This is a genomic window from Bacteroides ovatus, from assembly GCF_001314995.1.
Lineage (GTDB): Bacteria > Bacteroidota > Bacteroidia > Bacteroidales > Bacteroidaceae > Bacteroides > Bacteroides ovatus.
The window spans coordinates 6,371,180-6,397,674 of the sequence record NZ_CP012938.1; the positions used below are offsets into that span (position 1 = coordinate 6,371,180).

General features: G+C 41.8%; 19 protein-coding genes and 1 tRNA gene. 17 read left to right on the top strand and 3 right to left on the bottom strand.

What is annotated here, in order from left to right:
• Positions 1-15: 15 nt before the first annotated feature.
• Both corA and Bovatus_RS24115 read right to left on the bottom strand, forming a co-directional pair.
• On the bottom strand, positions 16-1,068 hold the full coding sequence (gene corA, locus Bovatus_RS24110) for a magnesium/cobalt transporter CorA (protein ID WP_004302250.1): 1,053 nt from the start codon (positions 1,066-1,068) through the stop codon (positions 16-18).
• Positions 1,069-1,154: 86 nt separating this feature from the next.
• A complete protein-coding gene (locus tag Bovatus_RS24115) occupies positions 1,155-3,656 on the bottom strand; it encodes an endonuclease MutS2 (RefSeq protein ID WP_059365530.1) in 2,502 nt (833 codons plus the stop codon).
• Positions 3,657-3,789: 133 nt separating this feature from the next.
• Here Bovatus_RS24115 and Bovatus_RS24120 point away from each other — a divergent pair.
• The 15 genes from Bovatus_RS24120 to Bovatus_RS24190 all read left to right on the top strand — a co-directional run bounded on the left by Bovatus_RS24120 (position 3,790) and on the right by Bovatus_RS24190 (position 22,413).
• Positions 3,790-3,874, top strand: a tRNA-Ser gene (locus tag Bovatus_RS24120).
• A gap of 306 nt (positions 3,875-4,180) precedes the next feature.
• A complete protein-coding gene (locus tag Bovatus_RS24125) occupies positions 4,181-5,365 on the top strand; it encodes a PLP-dependent transferase (protein ID WP_004319722.1) in 1,185 nt (394 codons plus the stop codon).
• 134 nt (positions 5,366-5,499) lie between these two features.
• Positions 5,500-8,739 carry a SusC/RagA family TonB-linked outer membrane protein gene (locus Bovatus_RS24130; RefSeq protein ID WP_004302254.1) on the top strand — a complete coding sequence of 1,080 codons (3,240 nt, stop codon included), beginning with the start codon at positions 5,500-5,502 and terminating at the stop codon, positions 8,737-8,739.
• A gap of 27 nt (positions 8,740-8,766) precedes the next feature.
• Positions 8,767-10,215, top strand: a complete 1,449-nt coding sequence (locus Bovatus_RS24135; protein ID WP_004302255.1) for a SusD/RagB family nutrient-binding outer membrane lipoprotein — start codon at positions 8,767-8,769, stop codon at positions 10,213-10,215.
• 69 nt (positions 10,216-10,284) lie between these two features.
• Positions 10,285-10,935 (top strand): response regulator transcription factor, encoded by a 651-nt coding sequence (locus Bovatus_RS24140; RefSeq protein ID WP_004302256.1) that lies wholly within the window; start codon positions 10,285-10,287, stop codon positions 10,933-10,935.
• A 72-nt stretch (positions 10,936-11,007) separates the two neighbouring features.
• Entirely contained in the window at positions 11,008-11,937 is a 930-nt protein-coding gene (rlmF, locus tag Bovatus_RS24145) for a 23S rRNA (adenine(1618)-N(6))-methyltransferase RlmF (RefSeq protein ID WP_004302257.1), read from the top strand.
• A 55-nt stretch (positions 11,938-11,992) separates the two neighbouring features.
• A complete protein-coding gene (locus Bovatus_RS24150; protein WP_004302258.1) occupies positions 11,993-12,772 on the top strand; it encodes an N-acetyltransferase in 780 nt (259 codons plus the stop codon).
• A 141-nt stretch (positions 12,773-12,913) separates the two neighbouring features.
• On the top strand, positions 12,914-14,671 hold the full coding sequence (locus tag Bovatus_RS24155; protein WP_004302259.1) for a helix-turn-helix domain-containing protein: 1,758 nt from the start codon (positions 12,914-12,916) through the stop codon (positions 14,669-14,671).
• Between the two features lie 64 nt (positions 14,672-14,735).
• The gene (locus Bovatus_RS24160) at positions 14,736-15,098 is read left to right on the top strand and encodes a DUF488 domain-containing protein (RefSeq protein ID WP_004305785.1); all 363 of its coding nucleotides are present in this window, start codon (positions 14,736-14,738) and stop codon (positions 15,096-15,098) included.
• 83 nt (positions 15,099-15,181) lie between these two features.
• Entirely contained in the window at positions 15,182-16,414 is a 1,233-nt protein-coding gene (locus Bovatus_RS24165; protein WP_004302261.1) for a Cof-type HAD-IIB family hydrolase, read from the top strand.
• Positions 16,411-17,526: an isochorismate synthase gene (locus Bovatus_RS24170; RefSeq protein ID WP_004302262.1), complete on the top strand. Its 1,116-nt coding sequence runs from the start codon at positions 16,411-16,413 to the stop codon at positions 17,524-17,526. The genes Bovatus_RS24165 and Bovatus_RS24170 overlap by 4 nt, the downstream gene beginning before the upstream one ends.
• Positions 17,527-17,545: 19 nt before the next feature.
• A complete protein-coding gene (gene menD, locus Bovatus_RS24175) occupies positions 17,546-19,213 on the top strand; it encodes a 2-succinyl-5-enolpyruvyl-6-hydroxy-3-cyclohexene-1-carboxylic-acid synthase (protein ID WP_004302263.1) in 1,668 nt (555 codons plus the stop codon).
• 3 nt (positions 19,214-19,216) lie between these two features.
• Positions 19,217-20,041, top strand: coding sequence for a 1,4-dihydroxy-2-naphthoyl-CoA synthase (menB, locus tag Bovatus_RS24180; protein WP_004302264.1), 825 nt, complete (start codon positions 19,217-19,219; stop codon positions 20,039-20,041).
• Between the two features lie 172 nt (positions 20,042-20,213).
• Entirely contained in the window at positions 20,214-21,239 is a 1,026-nt protein-coding gene (locus Bovatus_RS24185) for an o-succinylbenzoate synthase (RefSeq protein WP_004302266.1), read from the top strand.
• Between the two features lie 31 nt (positions 21,240-21,270).
• Positions 21,271-22,413: an AMP-binding protein gene (locus Bovatus_RS24190; protein ID WP_004302267.1), complete on the top strand. Its 1,143-nt coding sequence runs from the start codon at positions 21,271-21,273 to the stop codon at positions 22,411-22,413.
• Between the two features lie 337 nt (positions 22,414-22,750).
• Here Bovatus_RS24190 and Bovatus_RS24195 read toward each other — a convergent pair whose 3' ends face one another.
• On the bottom strand, positions 22,751-23,314 hold the full coding sequence (locus tag Bovatus_RS24195; protein WP_004302268.1) for an RNA polymerase sigma-70 factor: 564 nt from the start codon (positions 23,312-23,314) through the stop codon (positions 22,751-22,753).
• Between the two features lie 173 nt (positions 23,315-23,487).
• Here Bovatus_RS24195 and Bovatus_RS24200 point away from each other — a divergent pair, with 173 nt between their 5' ends.
• Positions 23,488-25,479, top strand: a complete 1,992-nt coding sequence (locus Bovatus_RS24200; protein WP_004302269.1) for an SUMF1/EgtB/PvdO family nonheme iron enzyme — start codon at positions 23,488-23,490, stop codon at positions 25,477-25,479.
• 95 nt (positions 25,480-25,574) lie between these two features.
• Positions 25,575-26,495 carry a FecR family protein gene (locus Bovatus_RS24205; protein ID WP_004302270.1) on the top strand — a complete coding sequence of 307 codons (921 nt, stop codon included), beginning with the start codon at positions 25,575-25,577 and terminating at the stop codon, positions 26,493-26,495.

The following is a 26,495-nucleotide window of genomic DNA, read 5'->3' on the forward strand; positions in this document are numbered from 1 at the left end:
GATGATGTGTTTTTGTTAATACCATTTCTTTTTTCTGAAGTACAAATATACAATAATACCGATAATTGCCATTATAATCCAGGCAAATAAATACCCGTACTGCCATTCCAGTTCCGGCATCCATTTGTAATTCATTCCCCATACTCCGACCAGAAATGTCAAAGGGATAAAGATGGTGGATACGATGGTTAATCTTTTCATGATATCGTTCATTCGTAAGTCATTGTTGGAGATGTATAGATCGACTAATGAAGAAAGGGTTTCCCGGCAGATTTCGATGGTTTGTAATACAAATTGCAAGTGGTCGTTTACATCATTGAAAAAGGCGCGGTTCACTTTATGGATGAGCAGATTTTCTGCTCGCAATAGCTTTATATATTGTTCTTTTAAGGGGAGGATTGCTTTTTTCATTAGCATATATTGGCGTCGTAATGCCTGAATCTGGATACCGATGTCGTCTCCGCTGGTGATGGTTAGCAATTCTTCTTCCAAATCTTCGAGTGCGTCATCGATGGAAGAGATGGTTGAAATGTAGTTTCCCATCACGCTGTTGAGCAGTACGCTAAGTAGATAATCTGTTTGACGGCTGCGTATCTTCAGAACATCATTACGCAAGGCAGAACTGACATCATCAAAGAAATCAGTTTCTTTTTCGAGGAAAGTCAGTACATAATTATTTCCTATGATAAGGCAGACTTGCTGTTGGAGCAGTTCATCCAGTTCATTTTCTTCTTTATGTTCGTTCGGATAGAATATCTTTAAGATCAGGACAATGTATTTATCATGTTCTTCTATCTTGGTCGGATGGTCCGCATTCAATATATCTTGTAAGACAAGGAAGTCTATTTCGAAATGACTGCAAATTTCCCGGATAGTTTCTGTGTTTTTCATTCCGTGTATCTGTAGCCAGTTGATTTGATCGTTGTTCAGCGTACCTTTGATGGCTTGAAAAGTATCACTAGAACTTTCCTGCATCTCGGTAGCATTGTAAGTACAAAGATGTAAATGGGTAGGAGTAAGACTTTCTCCTGTATAAATAAGCTTTTCGCTTAACAGATTATTTTTCATGCTTTATTCTCGTTTTAGAAAACCACTGTAACAAAGGTAGTGGTTTTCTAAATGAGAACAAGTTCTTTGAACGTTTTGTTTACGTGTTAGTCAAAATCGACTACTGTGATTCCGGCACCGCCAAACTGTACATGTTCGTCGGAATAGTGACTGACTCCCGGTACGGTGGCCAGATATTGGCGGATAAGTGTACGAAGTATTCCCGTTCCTGTGCCGTGAAGGATACGTACACGATCCATGCCGACTAATATGGCGTCATCAATAAAATAGGTGACTGCCTGTAAGGCTTCATCCCCACGCATTCCGCGTACATCAATGTCCTGTTTGAAGCTAAGCTTCTTTTCATACATCTGATCGTGTGTCTGGCTGCTGACAAAAGTGCTTTTTGCAATCCCTTCCGTCTTGGGCGTATGATTGGCACGTTCCAGACGGTCTATTTTTACGGTCGTTTTTATGCTTCCAAAAGCAACAGTCGCATTTTTACCACTGATTTCCATCACTTGGCCGACGCTTGTCTGTCCTTTGATTTTTACATTTTCTCCTATTGCAATCGGCACTATTTTAGGGGCACTTGATGGAGAAGAGACTGCAGCTTTCGGTTCACTCTTCTTGTTTTTCTTCCGTTCTTGCTTTTCCTTTAGTTTCTCCATTTTTTTTGCAATCTTCTCTTCATGCTCTTTAGATGCCAATGCATCCAGAGAAGTACGGAAGTCTGTCAGTTCCTGACGTGCCTGGCGCGTCTTTTCCTTTTCAGCTTGCGCTTCCTTTATTGTACGAATCGTATTTTCAATGCGGGCATTGGATTCCTGAAGCATGCGTTCCGCTTCTTCTTTTGCTTGCCGGATAATCTCTTTCCGGGATTTTTGCAATTCTTCCATCTCTGTCTGGTAACGGGCAATGGTTTCTTCCATGTGCTTTTCCCGTTGACGGATGGTTTGACGTTTCCCTTCCCAGTAACGCTTGTCGCGTACAATGTCCTGAAGGTATTTGTCTGCATTGATATATTCGCTTCCTACGATTTCCGAAGCATCTGCGATGACATCTTCCGGTAGTCCGATTTTTCGTGCAATTTCTACGGCGAACGAACTTCCCGGATTACCGATTTGTAATTGGAAAAGTGCTTGCATGAGATGACGGTCGTAAAGCATGGCTCCGTTCACTACTCCTTCATGATCTTCGGCAAAATGTTTCAGATTCTGGTAGTGGGTAGTGATGACTCCGAATGTTCCTTTCTGGTTGAAACGTTTCAGTACAGCTTCGGCAATAGCACCTCCGATTTGCGGCTCCGTACCTCCACCGAACTCGTCAATCAGGATGAGGCTCCGTTCGTTACAGCTCTTCATCATGATTTTCATATTGGTCAAGTGAGAAGAGTAGGTACTCAAATCATCTTCAATAGATTGCTCATCACCAATATCGATAAAGATGCTACTGAATATACCGGCATGACTACGTTCGTGCAAGGGAATCAGCATGCCGCATTGCAGCATATATTGTAGCAAACCGACTGTTTTCAAACAGACGGACTTACCTCCGGCATTCGGCCCGGATATAATAAGGATACGTTGTTTTTGATCGAGCTCTATATCCAGTGGTACGACTTTCTTTCCATGTTTGGCTAATGAAAGTTGTAATAAAGGATGCACTGCCATTGTCCAATCCAGTAGTTGCTCATTCTCTACGGTGGGTTTCAGACTATTGGTCTGTATGGCGAAGTAACTTTTCGCACGGATAAAATCTATCTCTGCCAGAAATTCGTATGATTGAAGAATTTCCGGAATAGATGGACGAAGGATATTCGAGAACTCGGTAAGGATACGAATGATCTCACGTCGTTCATCACCTTCGAGTTCACGGATGCGGTTGTTGGCTTCTACCACTTCCGCCGGTTCTATAAACACAGTTTTTCCGCTGGCAGATTCATCGTGTACGATACCTTTGATTTTTCGCTTGAGTCCAGGGGCAACTGGAATCACCAGACGTCCGTCACGCATGGTGGGAGCTACATCTTTGTCCACGTATCCTTCGGACTGCGCACTACGCAGGATGCTGTTTAATGAACGGGAAATATTTCCCATCGTACTGGCAAGTTCGCGACGTATGCGGGCTAATTCGGTAGAGGCATTATCCTTGATTTTTCCATATTTGTTAAGAATGCCGTCTATTTTTCCTATCAGTTGCGGGAACACGGCAATATCTCCTGCCAGTCGTTGCAGGCTGGGGTAGGGGGTATTGTTTCCTTCTTCATCTTCATTCCGATGCAGAAAGCGTACAATGTCACGGATGGTTTCTAATGAACGGCGTAGATCAAATAATTCTTGTTCGTCCAAATACATTCCTTCTATTCGCACACGTTTTAGCGAAGGACGGACATCAAAGAAAAATTGATCGGGAAATCCGTCCTCTTCCTGGATGATGCGGACAAACTCTGTTACTTGGTTTAATTTCTCCTCAACCTCTTCATGTTGCTCGGAAAAGTTCATGTCTGTAACTCTTTCTTCACCTAAAGTACTGAGGCACTTATCTTTTAGTAACTGTCTTATCTGGTCGAATCCTATCTTTTGCTCAAAGTTTTGAGGGTATATCATATTTCTGTTCTTACTAATGAACTGCAAAAATACGATTAATTCGCGAAAAAAATATCAGAATGTTTGCAGATTTAAAAATGATTCGTACCTTTGCACCGCTTTCAACGGAAAGCACTTCTGATAAAGGAGTTTTGGAGAGGTGGCAGAGTGGTCGATTGCGGCGGTCTTGAAAACCGTTGTACTGCGAGGTACCCGGGGTTCGAATCCCTGTCTCTCCGCTTCAATTAATAGATAAATCCCTGTAAAGTAGTACTTTACGGGGATTTTTTTATTTGTGTATGTGAATAAGATAAGCATAAAAAGGGGCGGTTTCTGTTGAAATAGAAAATAACACTATTTGAACTGTTTATTTTAGAATAAACACTCTTTTTTCAGATTAAATTTATCGGTTTAAAGAATATTATTCCAAAATGCTTATTATCAGTTAAATATCTGTTTTTATCTACTGTCGGATTTCAGTTTTTATATCTACCTTTGTTCTTATTGTACGAGATTTGATAGTTATAATATTAATGAATAGAATGATGAAAAAACAGACCCAAGCGATTCATACGCAGTTCCAAAGAAGAGATGCTTACAATTCTCTCAGTATGCCGGTTTACCATACAGCGGCTTATGAATTTGACAATGCTGATGACATGGCTGATGCTTTTTGCGGGCGGACAGATGCTCCGGATTACTCCAGAGTGATGAATCCCACAGTGACTTTTTTTGAGAATAAGGTGAAGGAACTTACGGGGGCAGCAGAAGTCATAGCCCTCAATTCCGGTATGGCGGCTATTAGTAATACATTATTTTCAATTGCAGCTGCAGGAAAGAATATAGTTACATCGCGTCATTTGTTTGGTAATACTTATTCGTTTATTGCTGGTACATTGTCCCGCTTCGGGGTGGAACCTAGATTGTGTGATTTGACAGACATTGGAGCAGTAGAGAAAGTAGTAGACAGTAATACCTGCTGCATTTATGTGGAGATTATCACCAATCCGCAGATGGAAGTGGCGGATTTACAGGCGCTCTCACGGATAGTTCATGAAAGGGGAATTCCTCTCATCGTTGATACTACGCTTATTCCTTTCACAGAATTCGATTCACATAGCTTAGGCGTAGATATTGAAGTGGTTTCCAGTACCAAATATTTATCAGGGGGAGCCACTTCCATTGGTGGTTTAGTAATTGATTATGGTACATGTCCGGGATTCGGTAAACGTATGCGTACAGAGATGTTACTCAATCTGGGAGCTTATATGACTCCTCATGTGGCCTATATGCATACTATCGGATTGGAAACATTGGACGCGCGATATCGGATACAGTCTGCCAATGCCGCTATGTTGGCTGGTAAGCTTCGCATATTATCTGCTGTCAAACGTGTGAATTATGTGGGGCTGAAGGATAATTCATACTACGCTTTGGCACAAAGACAGTTTGGTCCGACTGCCGGTGCTATGATTACGATAGACCTGGAAAGTAAAGAGGCATGCTTTGCTTTCATCAACCGACTGAAATTGATACGTCGCGCTACTAACTTGTTTGACAATAAGACGCTTGCTATTCATCCTGCAAGTACTATTTTTGGACCGTTTACTGATAAACAGCGACAGGACATGGATGTGTTGGATACGACTATCCGTTTCTCAATTGGTTTGGAGGATGTGGATGATCTGTTTGACGATGTCAGACAGGCTTTGAATAATAAAAAGGATTAGAAGCAAAAATCTGAAAGTCATACACGCAACTGTAAATATACCGCAAATATGGTATATAAAATGCCATTCATACGGGATTTATCAGTTTGTATATATCTAATACCTTTGCCCCATCATTTTAACAGTAAACAATAATGGGTAAAAGGATTCATTTATTTTTGCTTGCTCTTGCAATAGGAGTGATACAAGGGGCAGCACAGGTGACAACAGTGCGGGGCATCGTCACCACAGAAGAAGATGGGGAGCCGGTTATCGGTGCCTCAGTTATAGTGAAAGGAACTTCATTGGGTACCGTAACTGATGTCAACGGGAGATTTGAACTGAGTGGACTCCCGCCATCAGCCACCCGGCTGCTAATCTCTTACATTAGTCTGATGGCAAAAGAGGTAGCTATTGCACCACAGGTATCGGTAACACTGAAGAGTGATACGCATCTGCTGGATGAGGTAGTAGTAACGGCTTTGGGTATTTCACGCGAGAAAAAGGCATTGGGCTATACGGCACAGGAAGTAAAACAGGATGCTTTGGTGCAAGGGAAAGATAATAATCTGTTAAATTCGTTGAGTGGTAAGATAGCTGGTGTGCGTATTACCAATACACAAGGAGATGTTGGTTCCAGTCGCATCGTTATTCGTGGTGAAACTTCTATTGCAGGTGAGAATCAACCGCTTTTTATTGTGGATGGAATCCCAGTGGATAATTCGCAGCTTAATGCACGTTCCAGCGGACGTGATTTTAAAAATGCAATAGCAGACCTGAATCCGGAAGACATAAAAACACTTACTGTATTGAAAGGTCCGAATGCCGCTGCCCTTTATGGTGCGCGTGCTGCTCACGGTGCTATTGTCATCACTACTAAGGGAGGAGACAAAAGGCAGAAAGGGATAGGGATTACATTACATTCTTCCACGCAAGTCTCTTTTGTTGCTACCTTGCCGGAGTTTCAAAATCTTTTTGGACAAGGGGCAGGGGGACGGTTCAGTTATGTAGATGGCAAGGGTGCAGGTGTGAATGACGGGGTAGACGAAAGCTGGGGACCACGTCTTGATATTGGTTTGTTGATTCCTCAGTTCGATAGCCCATTGGACGCTGACGGTAATCGTGTGGCTACTCCCTGGGTATCCCATCCCAACAATGTACGCGATTATTTTCGCATGGGTATTTCTACAAACAACGGTATTTCTGTTGCCCGTGGAGACGACAAATACCAGTTCCGTGTAGGATATAACTACGAAAAACAAGTCAGTATCGTTCCTGATGCTGGAACTAATAAGACGAATATCAGCCTAAATACGGATTACCATCTGGCAAAATGGATTGTGGTGGGAGCTACAGCCAATTACATCGTTTATACAGCTCCCAGTTTGCCGGGGTCAGCTACCCCCTCGGGCAGTAACGTACGTTCTAACAGTCCTATGCTTCAGTTCTTGTGGTTCGGACGTCAAGTGGATACGAACTCATTGAAGGCGGACTATACTCGCAACTGGAATTCAAGCTATTACGACAATCCTTTTTGGAGTGCTTCTTATAATACACAGAGTCAGGAACGTCATCGTCTGATAGGTGATCTGCATGCCGAATTCCGTCTGACAGATGGGTTGAATGTGCGTTTTCGTACTAGTACCGACTGGTATAATGACCGGAGGAAATCCAAAGTAAAATGGGGGAGTGCAGGTGCCGGTTCGCCTTACGGCAGTTATGCTGAAGATGCCTATACGGTGAAAGAGAATAACACAGAAGTATTGGCGACTTATATCAAACAGTTGAATAAAAATTGGGGAATTGACGCTCTTCTGGGTTTTAATGTACGTAACAAACAATATGAGAATAATTATCAGGCTGCTCCCCGTTTGGCGGTTGCTGATCTTTATACATTGACTAACTCGCGTGATCCGCTCACTTCGTCCAATGATTTCTACCGTTTACGGCAATATGGCCTTTACGGTTCCATACAACTGGATTACCGTCGTTGGGCTTTCTTGAATATAACAGGACGGAACGATTGGTCGTCTACACTACCTGTGGACAACAATTCTTATTTCTATCCTTCGGTGACGGCTAGTGTGTTGCTTTCTGAAGCTTTCGGGTGGAGAAGTAAAGCTGTTAACTACCTAAAAATACGTGGAGGATGGTCTCAAGTGGGAGCAGATGCCAATCCTTATCAATTGGCAACGGTCTTTACTTCAGAAACAGCTTTCAATGGGAATCCACTTCAAAGTTCTTCTACCATTGGTATGAATCCGAATCTAAAACCGGAGAAGACGTCATCTATAGAAGCTGGTTTCGAGGCGGCTTTTTGGGACAATCGCCTATGCTTGGATTTCACTTACTATAAGACCGATAGTCGTAATCAAATATTGAAACTAGCTACTACTGCTGCCAGTGGGTACACGTCGCAGGTGCGTAATGCCGGACATATCCGTAATCGTGGCTATGAAATACAATTGGGCGCTGTTCCTATACAAACATCGAAAGGGTTTCGTTGGAATCTGGATTTGAATTATGGTGCCAACAGCAGCAAGGTTGTCAAATTGGATGATGAAGGTTTGATTACGAGTTACCGGCTCTACTCGTCTGGTATTCAGATACTGGCTTCAGTGGGCGAAGCTTATGGAACCCTGTTCGGCACTTCATACGTGCGTGATGCTAATGGAAACGTTGTGGTGGATGCTAACGGTCTGCCTAAGATTTCGACCACTAATAAAACGTTGGGGAAGTTTACGCCCGACTGGACAGGCGGTATCAGTAACACTTTCAGTTATCGTTCGTTAAGTCTTTCTTTTCTGATAGATGCAAGTGTAGGTGGTTCTATTTTTTCCAACACTAATAAAACTGGAAAATATACCGGTGTATTAGCTAACACATTATCGGGCCGGGATGCCGAGCACGGTGGCTTGTGGTATTATACTGCCGCCATGGGTAACAATGTACGATTACCAGAATCTCCTTCTTATTCCGTATCCTCTGATGGACTTTACTATGCCCAGGTCAATGGGCAATCCACCCGTGTGTATCAGGATGGCATTATGGTAGAAGGAGTGACGGAAAGTGGTTCTAAGAACGAAGAGGTTGTATCTGCCGAGAAATACTACCATCGTATTTACAGTATTGCTGAAGCTAATGTATATGATGCTTCTTACGTGAAACTGCGAGAAGTCGCTTTGAGTTACCGTCTACCTCGCTTGTGGACGCAGAAACTGCATTTGCAAGAAGCTTCCGTTACACTGACGGGACGTAACTTGTGGACTATTTATAAGAGTGTCCCTAATATAGATCCGGAATCGGCTTTGACTACTGGAAACGCACAAGGAGTAGAAGCCTATTCATTGCCTACAACACGTTCCTTTGGTGTGAACCTTTCCGTGAAATTCTAAATGTGAACCTTTAAATAATAGGATAAGATGAAAAGAAGAATATATTTTTTATATATAATATGGGTACAAGTGGTTGCCATTTCTCTATCATCGTGTGATGATGAATTGACTGATATCAACCGCAACCCCAATGCCACTGAAAATCCACAGCCGGCTTATTTACTTGCCGCTGCACAGTATCATGCCGCCAATCTTTATTGGGGAAGTAGTACGAACTATAATTCTACTCTGTTGTGGGTGCAACATTGGGCTAAAATACAATATACAGAGCCAGATTGCTATAATGTGGATAATGGCAGCTTTACCACTACGTGGGACACCGGCTATGCAACGCTAATAACTGACTTGAATGCTATTATCAGTTCGGAACTCGGAAATGATAATTATCGAGGGATAGCTACAGTGTGGCGTTCGTGGGTTTACCTGTTGCTGACCAATCTGTATGGAAATATACCATACAGTGAATATGCACAAAGTGTAACACCCGCTTATGATTCACAAGAGACTGTTTTGCGCGGGCTTTTGGAGGAGTTGATCGCTGCTGACCAGTTGCTTTCTACCACAGGAGGAACGGTAGAAGGGGATTTGATTTACGGAAATGATATTACCCGCTGGAAACAATTGGCCCACTCCCTACGGCTACGTATCGCCCTTGAATTAGCTGACCGGGATGAGGATACAGCGCGTCGGGTTATTGCTTCCCTTTGGGATAATCGTAACAGTGTAATAGATAGCAATGATGCTATAGCCCGTTTTGTTTTTACTTCTTCACCACAATGGAATCCATGGGCATCTGCTTTCAATTCACGTGATGATCAGCGGGTATCAAAAACGTTGATTGATAAACTGAATGAATGGAATGATCCGAGAATTGGAATTTTAGCCCAGCTACCTCAAGACGAAGGTGTGAAAAACTATGTAGGAGCTGCCAATTCCTTATCTGCTGATGCCGCTAATAATCAGGGATTTAATAAAGTTTCCCGTCCCGGTACTTATTTTTTGAAAGATAGCTCTCCGGCTGTATTTTATACGTATGCCGAGGTCTTGTTTATCTTTGCAGAATCCGCTGCACGCGGCTGGATAACGGCTGATGCGGAAACGCTCTACCGCGAAGCTATTACTGCTTCATTGAATCAGTTTGGCATTATAGACAATCGTATAATCGATTCTTATTTACAGCAGGAGGCGATTCGGTTCGACGCCGCACATTGGTATGAATCTATCGGCTGGCAGAAGTGGATCGCTTATTATGGACAGGGACCCGATGCTTTCACTGACTGGCGCAGGCTCGGTTATCCCCAGCTTATCCCTGGTCCCGATTCCGTTTTGGGTTCCGGAGAGTTACCTCGTCGCTTTTTTTATCCCGTAACGGAACAATCACTGAATGGTAAGCAGTATCAGATTGCCATATCCCATCAGGGAGCAGATGAGATTACTACCCGTTTGTGGTTTGATGTAGCTAATAAAGAACGATGATACCTCCGTGTCTCCGGGCTGCAATATGCGTTTGAAAAATATCCGTTGAATTTAAAAAACAGAATAACAATGAACACTGACATTACATTTATCATAGCAGATAATCAGGATATAACCAGAATGGGAATGCATGGATATATTTCCGCTATATTCAGTGGATGTCGCATGATAGATGTGACAGACAAGAAAGAGCTCATGCTTGCATTGGTAGAATGTAATGACAGTGTCGTTATACTTGACTATACATTGTTTGACATCAATGGTATAGAGGAGTTTCTTATTATAGAAAAACGTTTTCCGAGAGTTCGTTGGATATTGTTTTCCAATGAATTGAGCGAAGACTTTATTCGTAGGATGAGTATAGAAAGGAATATTGGTATGATTTTGAAAGAGAACTCCGGTGAGGAAATTCATTCTGCATTGATGTGTACAGCACACGGGGAGCGATTTCTTTGTCATCAGATAACCAATTTATTGATAATCGGTTCCGACAAACCGGAAATTCATTCTGTTTTGACTGTTACAGAGATTGACATTCTTAAATTGATAGCACATGGGAAATCTGTGAAAGAAATAGCATTGGAAAGAACCTCAAGCATTCATACTATTATCACCCACAAAAAGAATATTTTCCGGAAGTTGGGTGTGAATAATGTATATGAAGCAACTAAGTATACTTTACGCGCCGGGCTGATTGAAATGGTAGAATATTATATATGATATTCAGAAGAGTGTTAGGATAAGAGTTAAGAAGAATTTGTAGGCAGGAAAATTCTCTGTATCTTTGCCCGCATGGCAAAAAAAGGTGAGTTACATATAAGAAATAAGCACAATGGTCAGTATGATTTTCCATTGTTGATGGAAAATTATCCTCCATTAAAGAGATTCGTATCGCTCAATCCCCTCGGAATACAAACTATAAACTTTTTTAATCCGCAAGCGGTGAAGGCTTTGAACAAAGCATTATTGGTAACTTATTATGGCATCCGGTATTGGGACATACCGAAGCAATATTTGTGTCCGCCTATTCCCGGAAGGGCGGATTACATTCATTATATTGCCGATCTTATCCAGCCGAACGGAACAACACCGGATTTACCGGCAGGAGATGCTAATGGACAGAAGTCTAAATGTAGATGTCTGGATATTGGGGTAGGTGCAAATTGCATTTATCCGATCATAGGACACACTGAATATGGATGGACCTTCGTTGGTACTGATATTGATCCGGTTTCGATAGAAAATGCACGAAAGATAGTGACTTGCAACCCTGTGTTGGCTCATAAGATTGACTTGCGACTTCAGAAAGATAGTAAGAAGATTTTCGATGGAATTATTATGTCTGATGAGTATTTTGATGTGACAATATGCAATCCTCCGTTTCATAGTTCGCGTGAAGAGGCGGAAGACGGAACGTTACGCAAATTAAGCAGTCTGAAAGGTACGAAGATAAATAAAGTGCAGCTAAATTTCGGCGGGAGTGCGAATGAACTTTGGTGCGAGGGCGGAGAAGTTCGTTTCTTATTGAATATGATTTCCGAGAGCCAAAAATATCAGAAGAACTGCGGATGGTTTACGAGTTTGGTTTCTAAAGAAAAAAATCTGGAAAAGTTATATACCAAATTAAAATCGGTGAATGTGTCCGAATATAAAGTTATTCGAATGCAGCAGGGAACTAAAAGTAGCAGGATATTAGCTTGGCGATTTGCTACCAACTCATAACAATGAGTGAATATCGAACTGTTATTTGTTTAACCTATTAATTAAATAGAATATTATGGAAACCAATTACATCACTTTGACAAAGGAGAATATTGCAAACGAACATATATGCTGTGCTTTCTCAGATAAGAAATGCAAGGATAGTTATGAACTCAAAAAAGAATGGCTGAAGAAAGAGTTCGATAACGGCTATGTGTTCAGACGTATTGATGAACGGGCAAAAGTGTTTATCGAATACGGTCCTGCTGAAAAAGCATGGGTTCCGGTGAATGCTCCCAATTATCTGATGATAAACTGTTTCTGGGTGTCAGGTAAATATAAAGGTTGCGGACATGGTAAGGCATTATTGCAGTCTGCCATTGATGATGCAAAATTGCAGGGGAAAGATGGGCTTGTCACAGTGGTGGGCACTTCTAAATTTCATTTTATGAGTGACACGAAATGGCTGTTGCGACAAGGTTTCCAAACAATAGAAAAACTCCCTTACGGATTCAGCCTTTTAAGTTTGAAACTAAACCCGGCTGCTCCTGATCCTTCTTTTAATGATTGCGTGTTGAGCGGTGAGTGTCCGGATAAGGATGGAATAGTCGTTTATTATACCCATCGCTGCCCGTTTACGGAGTTTCACGTTCGCGGTTCTTTGGTCAGTGCTGCTAAGAGCAAAGACATTCCATTGAGAATAATTGAATTGGAAAGTATGGAACAGGCGCAAAATGCACCTACTCCGGCTACCATATTTACTCTTTTTTATAATGGCAAGTTTGTAACGACTGACTTAAGTGTATGCCTTGAAGGGCGATTGAGCAAAGCATTGGGCTGTGATTCAGGAGAATAGCTGACTTGGAACCATGTTACGTCTCTGATATGTTTAGCTAATGTTTCTTATTTTTATTTTGCAAATTTAAATTGTGTCTGCACATTTTTTGGAAAATACATACCTTTGGATAATTAATGATTAAACACGATTAAGAGTTTTATGCGTTTTTGGGTATGTATTTTTGTGCTTCTATTTGTACACAATCAATTTTCAAGGGCTGATAAAATTATAAATAATGACTCTTTGTATACAGAAAAATATATCAGAGATATTTATATTTCCAACCCCAAACGTGCTTTACAGTTGTTGGATGAGGCCGAAACCAGAAAAGCCTTCCCTCTGCGTCTGATTAATGAATTGCGCAGTTTGTCATATCGTAATATGTATATGAATAAACTAGCTTTTATGTATGCAAGGAAGTCGTACTTGCTTGATTCCATCTCTCAAAGAGAACCTAAGCACATGTTGAAGATGACGGTTTATTTAGCTGAACTTTCATCCATAATGAGTAAATATAATGAGAGCATGCATTATGCTCTTAGTGGAATTATGCAGGCTCAAAAACTGAAGGACAGAGAGGCGGAAGCTAGATTGCTTTTTTGCATAGGAGAGAATAATTGGAGGCTATCATTGAAAGATGAGGCGTATAATTATTTTGGTCGTACGATTGAATTACTGCGTGGGTCAAAGGATATGAGAGAAATGATGCTGCTTTCCTATTATTATGGAGCAGAGATGGGATTTTTAATGACAGATTCCCGTATTGATGAAGCTTTGGCTCTTGCTTATGAACGTGAAAAACTTCTTAAAAAATTAGAGAAAGTACCGGAGGTTCCCGAAGGCTACATTGATGGTCAATATAGCTATTTATATGCAAATTTGGCCTATATTTCTTATTTAGAAAAGAAATATGCGCAAGCAGAAGGATATTATCAAAAATATCTGGCAATAAAAGAATCTCATACTCCGGATGGCAAGATGTATTCGATTCCTTATTTGATTCTTTCCAAACAATATGAGACAGTAATAGACAACTGTAAGGACTTTAAAGAATTGTTGAGAACACAGCGGGATACCTTGAACGCTCAATATTTAACTATACTTAATAAGGAAGTCCAGGCATATCTGGGGCTGAATCGTTATAAAGAAGCCGCAGAAATACGTGAAACCATCATTGCAATAACGGATAGCATTAACAGTACCGACAGGAAAAATGCTGCATTAGAATTGAACGCGATGTACGGTGCTTCCGAAAAAGAAGAATACATCGCCGAGCAAGCCTCACAGCTAAAAATAAGGAATGTTTCACTCTGCTTTTTGGCGTGTATTGTAGTGCTGACCCTGTTTATACTTTGGCGTTTGTGGCGTTTCAACCATATAATCGAGTATAAAAACAGGATGCTTGCCAAACTGATAAACGAGAAATTTGCCAATAAAAAAGATGGTAATCAGTTATTGGAAGTGTACGAGGAACAGGAGGTTTCATCAGAATTGGAACCGGAATTGATTTCTCCTGAAGAACAGGATGAACTTTTGGACGAAACAGACAAAGAAAGTGGGGAAGAAGAGGAGAACAAGAAAATATTCCAGGAATTAAATCATACAGTCGTTCAAAAACAGCTATATCTTTCTCCAGAGCTCTCAAGAGAAGATTTGGCGCAGATTGTACATCTGAATAATGCACGCTTTGCCCGGATGATAAGAGAATGCACCGGAACTAATTTCAATGGGTACATCAACGGACTGCGCATTAATTATGCGATCAAGCTAATGAAAAAATATCCTAACTATACCATACGTGCCATCGCTGATGAATCCGGATTTAATAGTGCCCCGATATTATATAACCTTTTTAAGAAAAAGACGGGAATGACTCCTTATGAATTTAAAAAAGCGCAGGACACATTGAGGAATTAAATAGTTCTACTAAACAATTTTCGTTTTTCCCGGTTTATCTATTGATAACTAAATATTAATGGAAATGATACAGGTAAGGATAAAGAGGGTTTACGAAGATTTTTCAGAAACAGATGGATACCGGGTGTTGGTAGATAAATTATGGCCACGCGGAATGAAGAAAGAATGGTTGAAATACGATTATTGGGCAAAAGACATAACACCATCCCCTACATTACGTAAATGGTTTCATGAAGATATTCCCGGACATTGGGGAGATTTTGTCACGCAGTATCAAAAAGAGCTGGATGCTTCTCCATCAATGGCTGATTTTCTGACTCTTATCAAACCACATCCGGTGATAACACTACTTTATGCTTCAAAAGAACCGGTGTATAATCACGCCCGAATTCTTCGCGATTATCTGGAAATGCGTTTGAGAGAGTGAAATTAAAGTAATTTTATCTGTTTACGCTTTCTGTCGTTCACTCAATTTCCTACCTTTGTAATCTAAATCAAAATCGTGTAATCATGAAGTATAAATTATTGGTTCTTGATGTAGACGGAACACTCCTCAATGATGCGAAAGAAATTAGTAAACGTACATTGGCTGCCCTGTTGAAGGTTCAGCAAATGGGAGTACGTATTGTGCTGGCGTCCGGCAGACCGACTTATGGCCTAATGCCGCTGGCCAAGATGCTCGAACTTGGAAACTATGGAGGTTTTATCCTTTCCTATAATGGCTGTCAGATTATCAATGCACAAAACGGAGAAATTCTGTTTGAACGTCGGATTAATCCCGAAATGTTGCCGTATCTGGAAAAGAAAGCCCGTAAAAACGGTTTTGCTTTATTCACTTATCATGATGATACGATCATAACGGATTCTCCTGAAAATGAACATATCCAAAATGAAGCCCGGTTGAATGACCTGCAAATAATCAAAGAAGAAGAATTTTCTGCTGCCGTTGATTTTGCTCCTTGTAAGTGTATGCTGGTGAGCGATGACGAAGAAGCATTGCTTGGTTTGGAAGATCACTGGAAGAGACGACTGAATGGGGCGTTGGACGTATTCCGTTCGGAGCCCTATTTTCTGGAAGTAGTTCCCTGCGCCATCGACAAAGCCAATTCTTTGGGTGCTTTGCTGGAGGTGCTAGGTATGAAGCGTGAGGAAGTGATTGCTGTGGGCGACGGTGTGTGTGACGTAACAATGATTCAATTGGCGGGGCTGGGTATAGCTATGGGACATTCACAAGACTCGGTGAAAGCCTGTGCCGATTATGTGACTGCTTCGAATGAGGAAGACGGAGTGGCCGTTGCAGTGGAGAAGGCTATCATATCCGAAGTGCGTGTAGCCGAAATTCCCCTTGACCAACTGAATGCGCAGGCACGCCACGCATTGATGGGAAACTTGGGAATTCAATATACCTATGCCGACGAAGACCGTGTGGAAGCAACAATGCCGGTAGACCATCGTACCCGTCAGCCTTTTGGCATTTTGCATGGCGGGGCTACTCTTGCATTGGCGGAAACAGTTGCCGGACTCGGTTCAATGATTCTTTGCCAGCCGGACGAGATTGTAGTAGGAATGCAGGTCAGTGGAAACCACATATCTTCTGCACATGAAGGAGATACAGTGCGTGCAGTAGGAACAGTTGTACATAAGGGACGTTCCTCCCATGTATGGAATGTAGACGTGTTTACTTCAACAAACAAACTAGTGTCTTCCATACGGGTAGTCAACAGTGTGATGAAAAAGAGATGACCGACGAAGAAATAAGTAATTTGACAACTATTGATGCATTTATTCAGCGGAAGCAGCCGTTTGCTGTTTACCGTATTCCCGGGGAGAAAGTTCCCCGTCTGTTGACACAGGCGGAAGGAGCGGTATGTCTGATATACGACCTGAAAGAACTGAATGGACAGAGAGGATTTGTCATCGCTCCGTTTCAGGTGAGTGAGACGTGTCCTGTCGTATTGATTCAACCCGATCAGTGGGGGCAACCTTTGCCGATTGACAATGATACGGCAGAAGAACGGGAAGTCGCTTTGCGGATGCAAGGACAAGAATCGTTCCTGACTTCTTCTACGGAGGAATATGCCTCCTGCTTTCATACCTTTATAAATGCTTTGCGTGATAATACTTTTGATAAATTAGTACTTTCACGTCATCTTACTATTGATAAAGTATCCGGTTTTTCCCCTTTATCTATATTTCGTGCAGCTTGCAGGCGTTATATTCATTCATATATATACTTGTGCTACACTCCGCAGACAGGAATCTGGTTGGGAAGCACTCCCGAAATCATTTTATCGGGTGAAAAAGATGAATGGAATACAGTAGCGTTGGCCGGGACACAGCCTTTGCAAGATGGTAAACTGCCCCAAATATGGGATGAAAAGAATCGGAAAGAGCAGGCTTATGTAGCTTCTTACATTCGTCGCCAACTCCTTTCGTTGGGTATTCATTCTACGGAGAACGGGCCTTATCCGGCTTATGCAGGTGCTTTGTCACATTTGAAAACAGATTTCCAGTTTTCTTTGAAAGATAACAAAGGTTTGGGAGATCTCTTGAAAGTGTTGCATCCAACGCCTGCTGTATGCGGTTTACCGAAAGAAGAAGCCTATCGGTTTATATTGCAGAACGAAGGCTACGACCGCCGCTATTATTCCGGCTTTATCGGCTGGCTGGACCCGGAAGGGCGAACTGACATCTATGTGAATCTGCGCTGCATGCATATTGAAGATGAACAACTGACTCTTTATGCCGGCGGTGGACTACTGGCTTCTTCGGAATTGAATGACGAATGGCTGGAAACGGAAAAGAAGTTGCAAACCATCAAACGGCTTATTGCAACGCCTCCTTTAAAATCATAAACTACTAATAATTATCATCATGTATACAGACAAGAAGAACATACTCCAGTTGGTTGCGTTGCTCGAGGCGCACGGGATTACTAAGGTTGTGTTGTGTCCGGGTAGTCGTAATACGCCCATCGTACATACTTTGTCTAATCATCCGAACTTCACCTGTTATGCAGTGACGGATGAACGGAGTGCCGGTTATTTTGCCATTGGTCTTGCGTTGAATGGTGGTAAGCCTGCTGCTGTGTGCTGCACTTCCGGTACTGCATTATTAAATCTTCATCCGGCTGTAGCCGAAGCATTTTATCAGAATGTTCCTTTAGTTGTCATTTCAGCAGACCGTCCCGCTGCCTGGATCGGACAGATGGATGGACAGACAGTGCCGCAACCGGGTGTGTTTCAAACGCTGGTAAAGAAGTCGGTCAATCTTCCGGAGATTCATACGGAAGAAGATGAATGGTATTGTAATCGCCTGGTGAATGAAGCCTTGCTGGAGACGAATCATCATGGAAAAGGCCCGGTGCATATCAATGTTCCTATTTCCGAACCGCTGTTTCAATTCACGGTAGATGCACTCCCGGAAGTACGTGTGATAACCCGTTATCAGGGATTGAACGTCTATGACCGTGATTATAATGATCTGGTCGACCGGATGAATAAATATCAGAAGCGCATGATTATCATCGGTCAGATGAACCTTATTTATCTGTTTGAAAAAAGATATATCAAGTTATTATATAAACATTTTGCCTGGTTGACGGAACATATCGGCAATCAGACAGTTCCCGGTATTCCGGTAAAGAATTTCGATGCGGCACTTTATGCCATGCCCGAAGAGAAGATAGACCAGATGGTTCCCGAATTGCTGATTACTTACGGAGGACATGTCGTTTCCAAACGATTGAAGAAGTTTCTCCGTCAGCATCCGCCTAAAGAGCATTGGCACGTATCGCCGGAGGGTGAGGTGGTCGATTTGTACGGCTCATTGACTACAGTGATCGAGATGGACCCGTTTGAATTTCTGGAGAAGATCGCCAGCCTGCTGGATAACCGGACTCCTGACTATCCCCGTGTATGGGAGAATTATTGTAAGATTATTCCCGAACCGGATTTTGCCTATTCGGAGATGTTGGCTGTCGGTACATTATTGAAAGCTTTGCCGGAGTCCTGTGCATTGCATCTGGCAAACAGTTCGGTAGTTCGTTATGCACAACTATATTCGATTCCTCCTACAATTGAAGTTTGTTGCAATCGGGGAACAAGTGGTATTGAAGGGTCGTTGTCTACCGCTGTCGGTTATGCGGCAGCTTCCGACAAACTGAATTTCATAGCTATCGGAGATCTAAGTTTCTTCTATGATATGAATGCGTTGTGGAATATCAACGTCCGTTCCAACCTGCGTATCCTTTTATTAAATAACGGAGGAGGAGAGATTTTCCATACTTTACCGGGATTGGATATGTCGGGCACCTCACATAAATTTATTGCAGCAGTTCATAAAACGTCAGCCAAAGGCTGGGCGGAGGAACGTGGTTTCCTTTATCTGCAGGCACAAAATGATGAAGAGCTGACTGAAGCAATGAAAACTTTCACCCAGCCGGAAACTATGGAACAACCTGTGCTCCTGGAAGTGTTTACCAACAAAAACAAGGATGCACGTATGTTGAAGAATTATTATCATCAATTAAAACAAAAATAAATTATGCCAACACAAAGAGAGTGGACAACCATCAGAGAATACGACGATATTCTTTTTGATTATTATAATGGAATTGCCCGTATCACAATCAACCGTGAACGTTATCGGAATGCATTTACCCCGACTACCACTGCCGAAATGAGTGATGCATTGCGCATTTGCCGTGAAGAAGCGGATATTGATGTGATTGTAATTACCGGAGCCGGTGATAAGGCATTCTGTTCGGGAGGCGACCAGAATGTGAAAGGACGTGGCGGATATATCGGGAAAGACGGTGTGCCTCGTTTGAGCGTATTGGATGTACAAAAGCAAATCCGTAGTATTCCGAAACCTGTGATTGCTGCCGTGAACGGCTTTGCCATTGGTGGCGGACACGTGCTCCATGTAGTATGTGATTTATCCATTGCTTCGGAAAATGCCATTTTCGGTCAGACAGGTCCTCGCGTGGGTAGTTTTGATGCCGGATTCGGTGCATCTTATCTGGCGCGTGTGGTAGGACAGAAGAAAGCACGTGAAATTTGGTTCCTTTGCCGCAAGTATAATGCACAAGAAGCATTGGATATGGGATTGGTGAATAAGGTAGTACCTTTGGAACAGCTGGAAGATGAATACGTGCAATGGGCGGAAGAAATGATGTTGCTTAGTCCATTGGCTTTGCGCATGATTAAAGCGGGATTGAATGCCGAACTGGACGGCCAGGCAGGTATTCAGGAGTTGGCAGGTGACGCAACATTACTTTATTACCTGACGGATGAAGCACAGGAAGGAAAGAATGCGTTCCTGGAGAAACGTAAACCGAACTTCAAACAATATCCGAAATTCCCTTAAAATCGGCTTTGCCACAGAGTACCACAGAGTTTGCTTTTCCTGCGTTTAAGCCTGATTTTCTGCAAAGCAAGACTGTGGAGGAGAGAATGGTAGGAGAACTGCAAGAGATATAACTTATTAAAACTTCGTGAGGCTCTGTGTTATTCTGTGGTGAATTGAAAAATTATTCACGATGAATTGTAAAATAGAAATTATTCCCCGATTGCTCCATTTCAAGCAACCTGCCGGGACTTCCAGAGGAACATATACTACGCGTAAAGTTTGGTATCTTCATTTTACCTCGCCTGACTTCCCTGGCAGAGTAGGAATAGGGGAGTGTGCGCCTTTGCCCGCTTTAAGTTGTGACGATCTTCCTGATTATGAAGATATATTAAAAAGATTTTGTCGGCAAGTAGAGAAAGAACAAGGAATGTGGGATAAGGATGTTTTATGCCAGTATCCTTCCATCTTATTTGGCTTGGAAACGGCTATCTGGCATTTCTTTGCAGGGAGTTGGGCTTTGTCCGATACGGCTTTTTCTCGTGGAGAGGTAGGGATTCAAATTAATGGTTTGATTTGGATGGGAGATTTTGATCACATGTTATCCCAAATCGAGAAAAAGATGGAAGCCGGATTCCGTTGTGTCAAACTAAAGATTGGTGCTATCGATTTTGAAAAAGAATTGGCGTTGTTACGTCATATTCGTACCCATTTCTCTTCTAAAGAAATAGAGTTGCGTGTAGATGCAAACGGTGCTTTCTCTCCGGGTGATGCAATGGAAAAACTGAAACGTCTGTCAGAATTTGATTTACATTCTATCGAACAGCCGATTCGTGCCGGACAATGGGAAGAAATGGCTCGGCTCACTTCTGAATCTCCGTTGCCAGTAGCATTGGATGAAGAGCTGATAGGATGCAACACGCTGGAAGAAAAAAAGAAACTGCTGGCAACCATCCGTCCGCAATATATCATCATTAAACCATCTCTCCACGGAGGAATATGTGGAGGGGATGAATGGATTATGGAAGCGGAAAAGCAACATATCGGCTGGTGGATCACTTCCGCTTTGGAGTCCAACATTGGTTTGAATGCTATCGCCCATTGGTGTGCAACATTCAATAATCCGTTACCACAAGGATTGGGAACGGGTATGCTCTTTACTGACAATATAGAAGTGCCTCTTGAAATCAGAAAAGATTGCCTGTGGTTTTGTAAATGATGGTATTTAGTGGTATTTAAAGGATATTCTGATGATATTCGATCGACAACAACAGCGCTTGCTACTGGAAGGAAAAGAATACACTTTTGAAGAAATAAGCCAACTGATAGTAGGAGGAGCAGAAGCTCATTCTCCTGCTTATTGGGATTTATATCTTTTCCTGAACGAATGGTTTAATGATTCTCCTGTTATTACAGTTCATACATCGGGCTCCACGGGTATACCTAAAGAACTGATGGTACGCAAGGATCAAATGATGCAAAGTGCACGTCTGACTTGTGAATTTCTGAATTTGAAGAAAGGTGAGTCGGCATTATTATGTATGAATCTCCGTTATATCGGTGCAATGATGGTGGTCGTACGTTCATTGGTTGCAGGTTTGAATTTGATTATTCGTCCTGCTTCCGGCCATCCGTTGGCGGATATAAAAGAACCTTTGAGATTTGTTGCAATGGTCCCATTGCAAGTTTATAACACGTTGCAGGTTCCCGAAGAAAAAGAGCGATTAAAACAAACGGATATTCTGATTATAGGAGGCGGAGCCGTTGATGAGGCTCTGGAAACGGAGATAAAACATCTTCCGACTGCTGTTTACTCCACTTATGGCATGACTGAAACTTTGTCGCATATTGCCCTTCGTCGTCTGAACGGAGCATCGGCTTCAGAACATTATTATCCATTTCCTTCAGTAAAATTGTCTTTATCCGCAGAGAATACATTAATCATTGATGCCCCTTTGGTATGTGACGAAACATTGCAGACCAATGACATTGCACGTATCTATCCCGATGGAAGTTTTATGATTCTAGGCCGGAAAGACAATGTGATTAACAGTGGAGGAATTAAGATTCAAGCAGAGGAGATGGAGAAGTTGCTCCGCCCGTTTATTCCTGTGTCCTTTGTCATTACTTCAGTTCCGGATCAGCGCTTAGGGCAGGCTGTCACTTTATTATTGGCAGATCAGCCCGACACAGAAGAAATCGGAAATAAACTACATGAAATACTGGAACCTTATTATCGTCCCAAGCATATATTGACAATAGAATCCATTCCGCAAACAGAGAACGGAAAAATAAACCGGGCAGAGTGTCGCATCTTAGCCAAACAAATGTTGATGACGTTTTACCCTCACACCTTGATTCAATCCCTTTATTCATCGGTGTTTCAAGTGTGAGGGTAGAGGTGAGGCCAGGGTGAGGGTAAAAAGTTACCCTCACCCTGGCTCGTCTTGCTCCCAGCTAATTTATACTATATTTCCCTATATATCATACATTGATACTTAGGTATTCTTTTGTTAAGCTCTAATGTTTTACAAGGGCTCACCCATGTGAACAAATCTGTTTACAACCGTAAACGGATTTGTTCACAACTGATAGCTTATCTGTCCACACAAGTAAGCCCCTGCTAACTATTAAGCAGAGTGATATAAACAACAGGACTAATACATATATAGAGTACGACTGTTTTTCAAAAGAAAGGCATATACCAGGAAGAGAACATGAGGATGTAGATTATGCACGAAGAAATAACAAGAGTAATAGTGGCATATACTCCTTTAATTCATTACGTAAAAGTTCCATCGTTTTTTGTTTATATCGATTGATAGACTTCACGCTAAGATTCATCTCTTCTGCAATCTCTGTATGAGTTTTGCCTTCAAAGAAACTTTTAATAAAGACCGTTCGATAGTTTTCGGGAAGTTTGTTTAATGTCTCATACAACATTCTGTATAGCTCATCAAGAGTATATATACTATCCGGTTCTGTTTCATAGACAGGAGCTTTCTTCTGTATATTTTCCGCATAGCTCCATTCATATTCCTGATGTTTCAGGAAATTCAGGCAGCTATTTTTTACGCACATTTTGATGTAAGCTAATGCGGTGTTCGATTGAAGATCAAAAGAATCAGTATCCAGTTTATCCCATAATGAGGTGAATACATCCGAAACGATGTCTTCACGTGTTTCTTTATCATCAACAAACCTTTTTGCATACAAACAAAATGGGGCATAATACTCCTCATAAAGTTGTTTGAAAGCCCGTTCTTTAGTCTGTTTAGAAAAAGATATTTTCATTATTTTGAGGTTCTGTAGTTTTTCATTTCGTTGCAAATATATAATAAGATAATTATCAAAGCCTAATTTTCGATTCTTTTTTTTGCTTTCAACACTAATGAATAGAAAATAATCAGATGAGGCTGTCCTTTTGTATATAGGTTGATTGTATTATATATAAACGGGATTAAAATATGAAAAACAAGTTTTTTTTATTGGCTATAACCTTTTGTTTGCCAATACATTCTCAAGGAGTTTCCAAGTCTTTTATTCCGATGGCTGAAATACCTGCCGGAAGTTTTTATATGGGAAGTGACGGATTAGGCGAAGATTTTGATGAGGCTCCTATCCATCAGGTAATAATCTCTCGCCCGTTTCGTATGGGAATCACTGAAATAACGAATGCGCAATATGAATCATTCCGTCCGGAACATCGGGCATTACGAGGAAAAAACGGTGTTTCGCTGGAAGATGATGAAGCAGTTGTCAATGTGAGTTATTCCGATGCTGTTGCCTTTTGTGAATGGCTTAGCCGGAAAGAAGGCAAAAACTATCGTTTGCCAACAGAAGCGGAATGGGAATATGCTTGTCGGGCAGGCACATACACACTATTTTCTACAGGAGACGGGTTACCTGCAGTTTATCATCGGAATCAAAAAGTGGTTCGTGACTTTGATCCGGTATCTTTAAAAGTAGCCCAGACTCCTCCTAATACATTCGGGCTTTATGATATGCATGGAAATGTGGAAGAATGGTGCTTGGATTGGTATGCTCCTTATTCCGCAGAAAAGCAGAAAGACCCGGCAGGACCATTGGCAGGAGAGTTTCGGGTCACTAGAGGAGGGAGTCATCACACCCCGGAGAAATACTTGCGAAGTGCCAATCGACTGGCTATGCTTCCGGAAGATAAACATTCCCAAACCGGATTTAGAATTGTGGAAGCCGATACTCGTTTGAATGTATCGGGAACATCTGCCCCTGTCCCGTTCAATCAGGAATCTGTAAAAAATGCATCTATAAAATGGAAAAAAGTATCTGCTGTCACACCGATGTTTTTGCCTCCGATACCATTTGTGGTACGTCCGGCATGTGATTCGAATATCCCATTTTATCTGCATAATCATCAGCCTGCAGTTACGTGGTGTGATAATGGAGATTTGCTGGCAATATGGTTTTCTGCAAATGAAGAGAATGGGAGAGGGATGGCAGTACTCGGTTCCCGCTTGCGTGCCGGGCATACTGATTGGGATGTGGCTTCTTTATTCTTTAAGGTTCCGGATCGGAATATGACAGGAAGCGCTTTGCTCAATGACGGGAAGGGAAAATTGTATCATATCAATGGAGTGGAAGCATCGGGTGACTGGCAGAATCTCGCAATGGTACTACGTACCAGTACAGATAACGGTGCTTCATGGAGCACTCCTAAACTGATAGCTCCCGAACATACCAAACGTCATCAGGTAATAGCTGGTACGATTCGCACACGTGAGGGATGGCTGGTTCAAGCCTGTGATGCGGGTCCCGGCAGTCATGATGGGGCAGCTGTTCAAATCAGTAAAGATGAAGGAAAAACATGGTGCGATCCTTGGGATGGCGCTCCTTTGCCGGATTTCAAAGAAGGAGGAACGGGAAGTACAATCGCAGGTATCCATGCGGGGATTGTACAATTAGAGAACGGAAGTTTGATGGCTATGGGGCGTGGTAATAGCATACGGAATAAAGAAGGAAAACTCCGAATGCCAATGAGCATATCAGATGATATGGGAAAGACCTGGAAATATGTAGCAAGTGAACTTCCTCCTATTGACGGAGGCCAGCGTCTTGTTTTAATGAGACTGAATGAAGGACCTTTGCTATTGGTTTCTTTTACAGACCATCCGCAACGTACGCCTTTGGAAGAACGTGGTCTGGAATTTAAAGATAAAAATGGAAATGTGAAGAAAGGATATGGCATGTATGCGGCTCTTTCCTACGATGAGGGAAAAACATGGCCGGTAAGAAAACTACTGACGGACGGTGAATATCGCTTTTTAAACGGTGGAGCATGGACGGGATATTTCGAAATGGATGAAAATCATGCTGAACCACGTGGCTATCTTGCAGGAACACAAACTCCTGATAATGTGGTTCATATCCTTAGTAGCCGATTGCATTACCGCTTCAATTTGGCATGGCTCGAAAAATAAAATAAAAAAAAGTTTGTTTTTGCTGTCCTTTTCCAATTACTTCAGTTGTATTATAAGTGTAATTACAATTAAAAGATAAGATTTTGAAAGAAAATATGGAAAATATGAGTCCGGAATCATTGCTCCGTAAAGCACAAGCATTGGGAGATGATATTAAAGAAATGGAATCCATTGATGTATTGGGTGCCTATTATCAAGCACAAACCAAAATAAAAACTAATAGAAGAAAGAACATGTATAATCAACTGATGCGTTATGCAGCATTTCTGACTATACCTTTATTTCTCTCTTCTCTGGTTTTGGGATATTTATATTTTAGTGGAACAGAAACCGACGAGAAATATGCAGAGGTGGTAACCGCTACCGGTTCTGTCATACGTTATGAACTTCCGGATCATTCTGTAGTATGGTTGAATGCAGGTAGTACATTGCGTTATCCTACCACTTTCAAGAAAGACAACCGGTTGGTAGAACTGAAGGGTGAAGCATATTTCGAAGTGCAGGCAGACAAAGATCGTCCTTTCTATGTAAATACTCCGAATGGCTTGGGCATATATGTGTATGGAACTAAATTTAATGTAGCTGCTTATGAGGATGATAATTATATAGAAACAGTATTGGAAAAGGGTAAGGTAAATGTGATAACTCCCGATCAGGAAACAATAGCATTGGCTCCTGGAGAACAGTTGCTTTACGACAAACAGAGTCAAAAGTCGGAAAAAAATAAAGTGGATGTCTATGGAAAGATAGCTTGGAAAGATGGAAAACTAATTTTCAGAAATGCTTCATTAGAAGAAATCCTGAAGCGCCTGGAACGACATTTCAATGTAGAAATTCAGTTTAACAATAGGTCTGGAAAAGAATATAAGTACCGGGCTACTTTCCGGACTGAAACTCTGTCGCAGATATTGGATTATCTGGCCAGGTCTGCCGATTTAAAATGGAAAGTTGAAGAACCGCAGCAACAGGCAGATGATACATTATCAAAGACTAAAATTAGAGTAGATTTATATTAG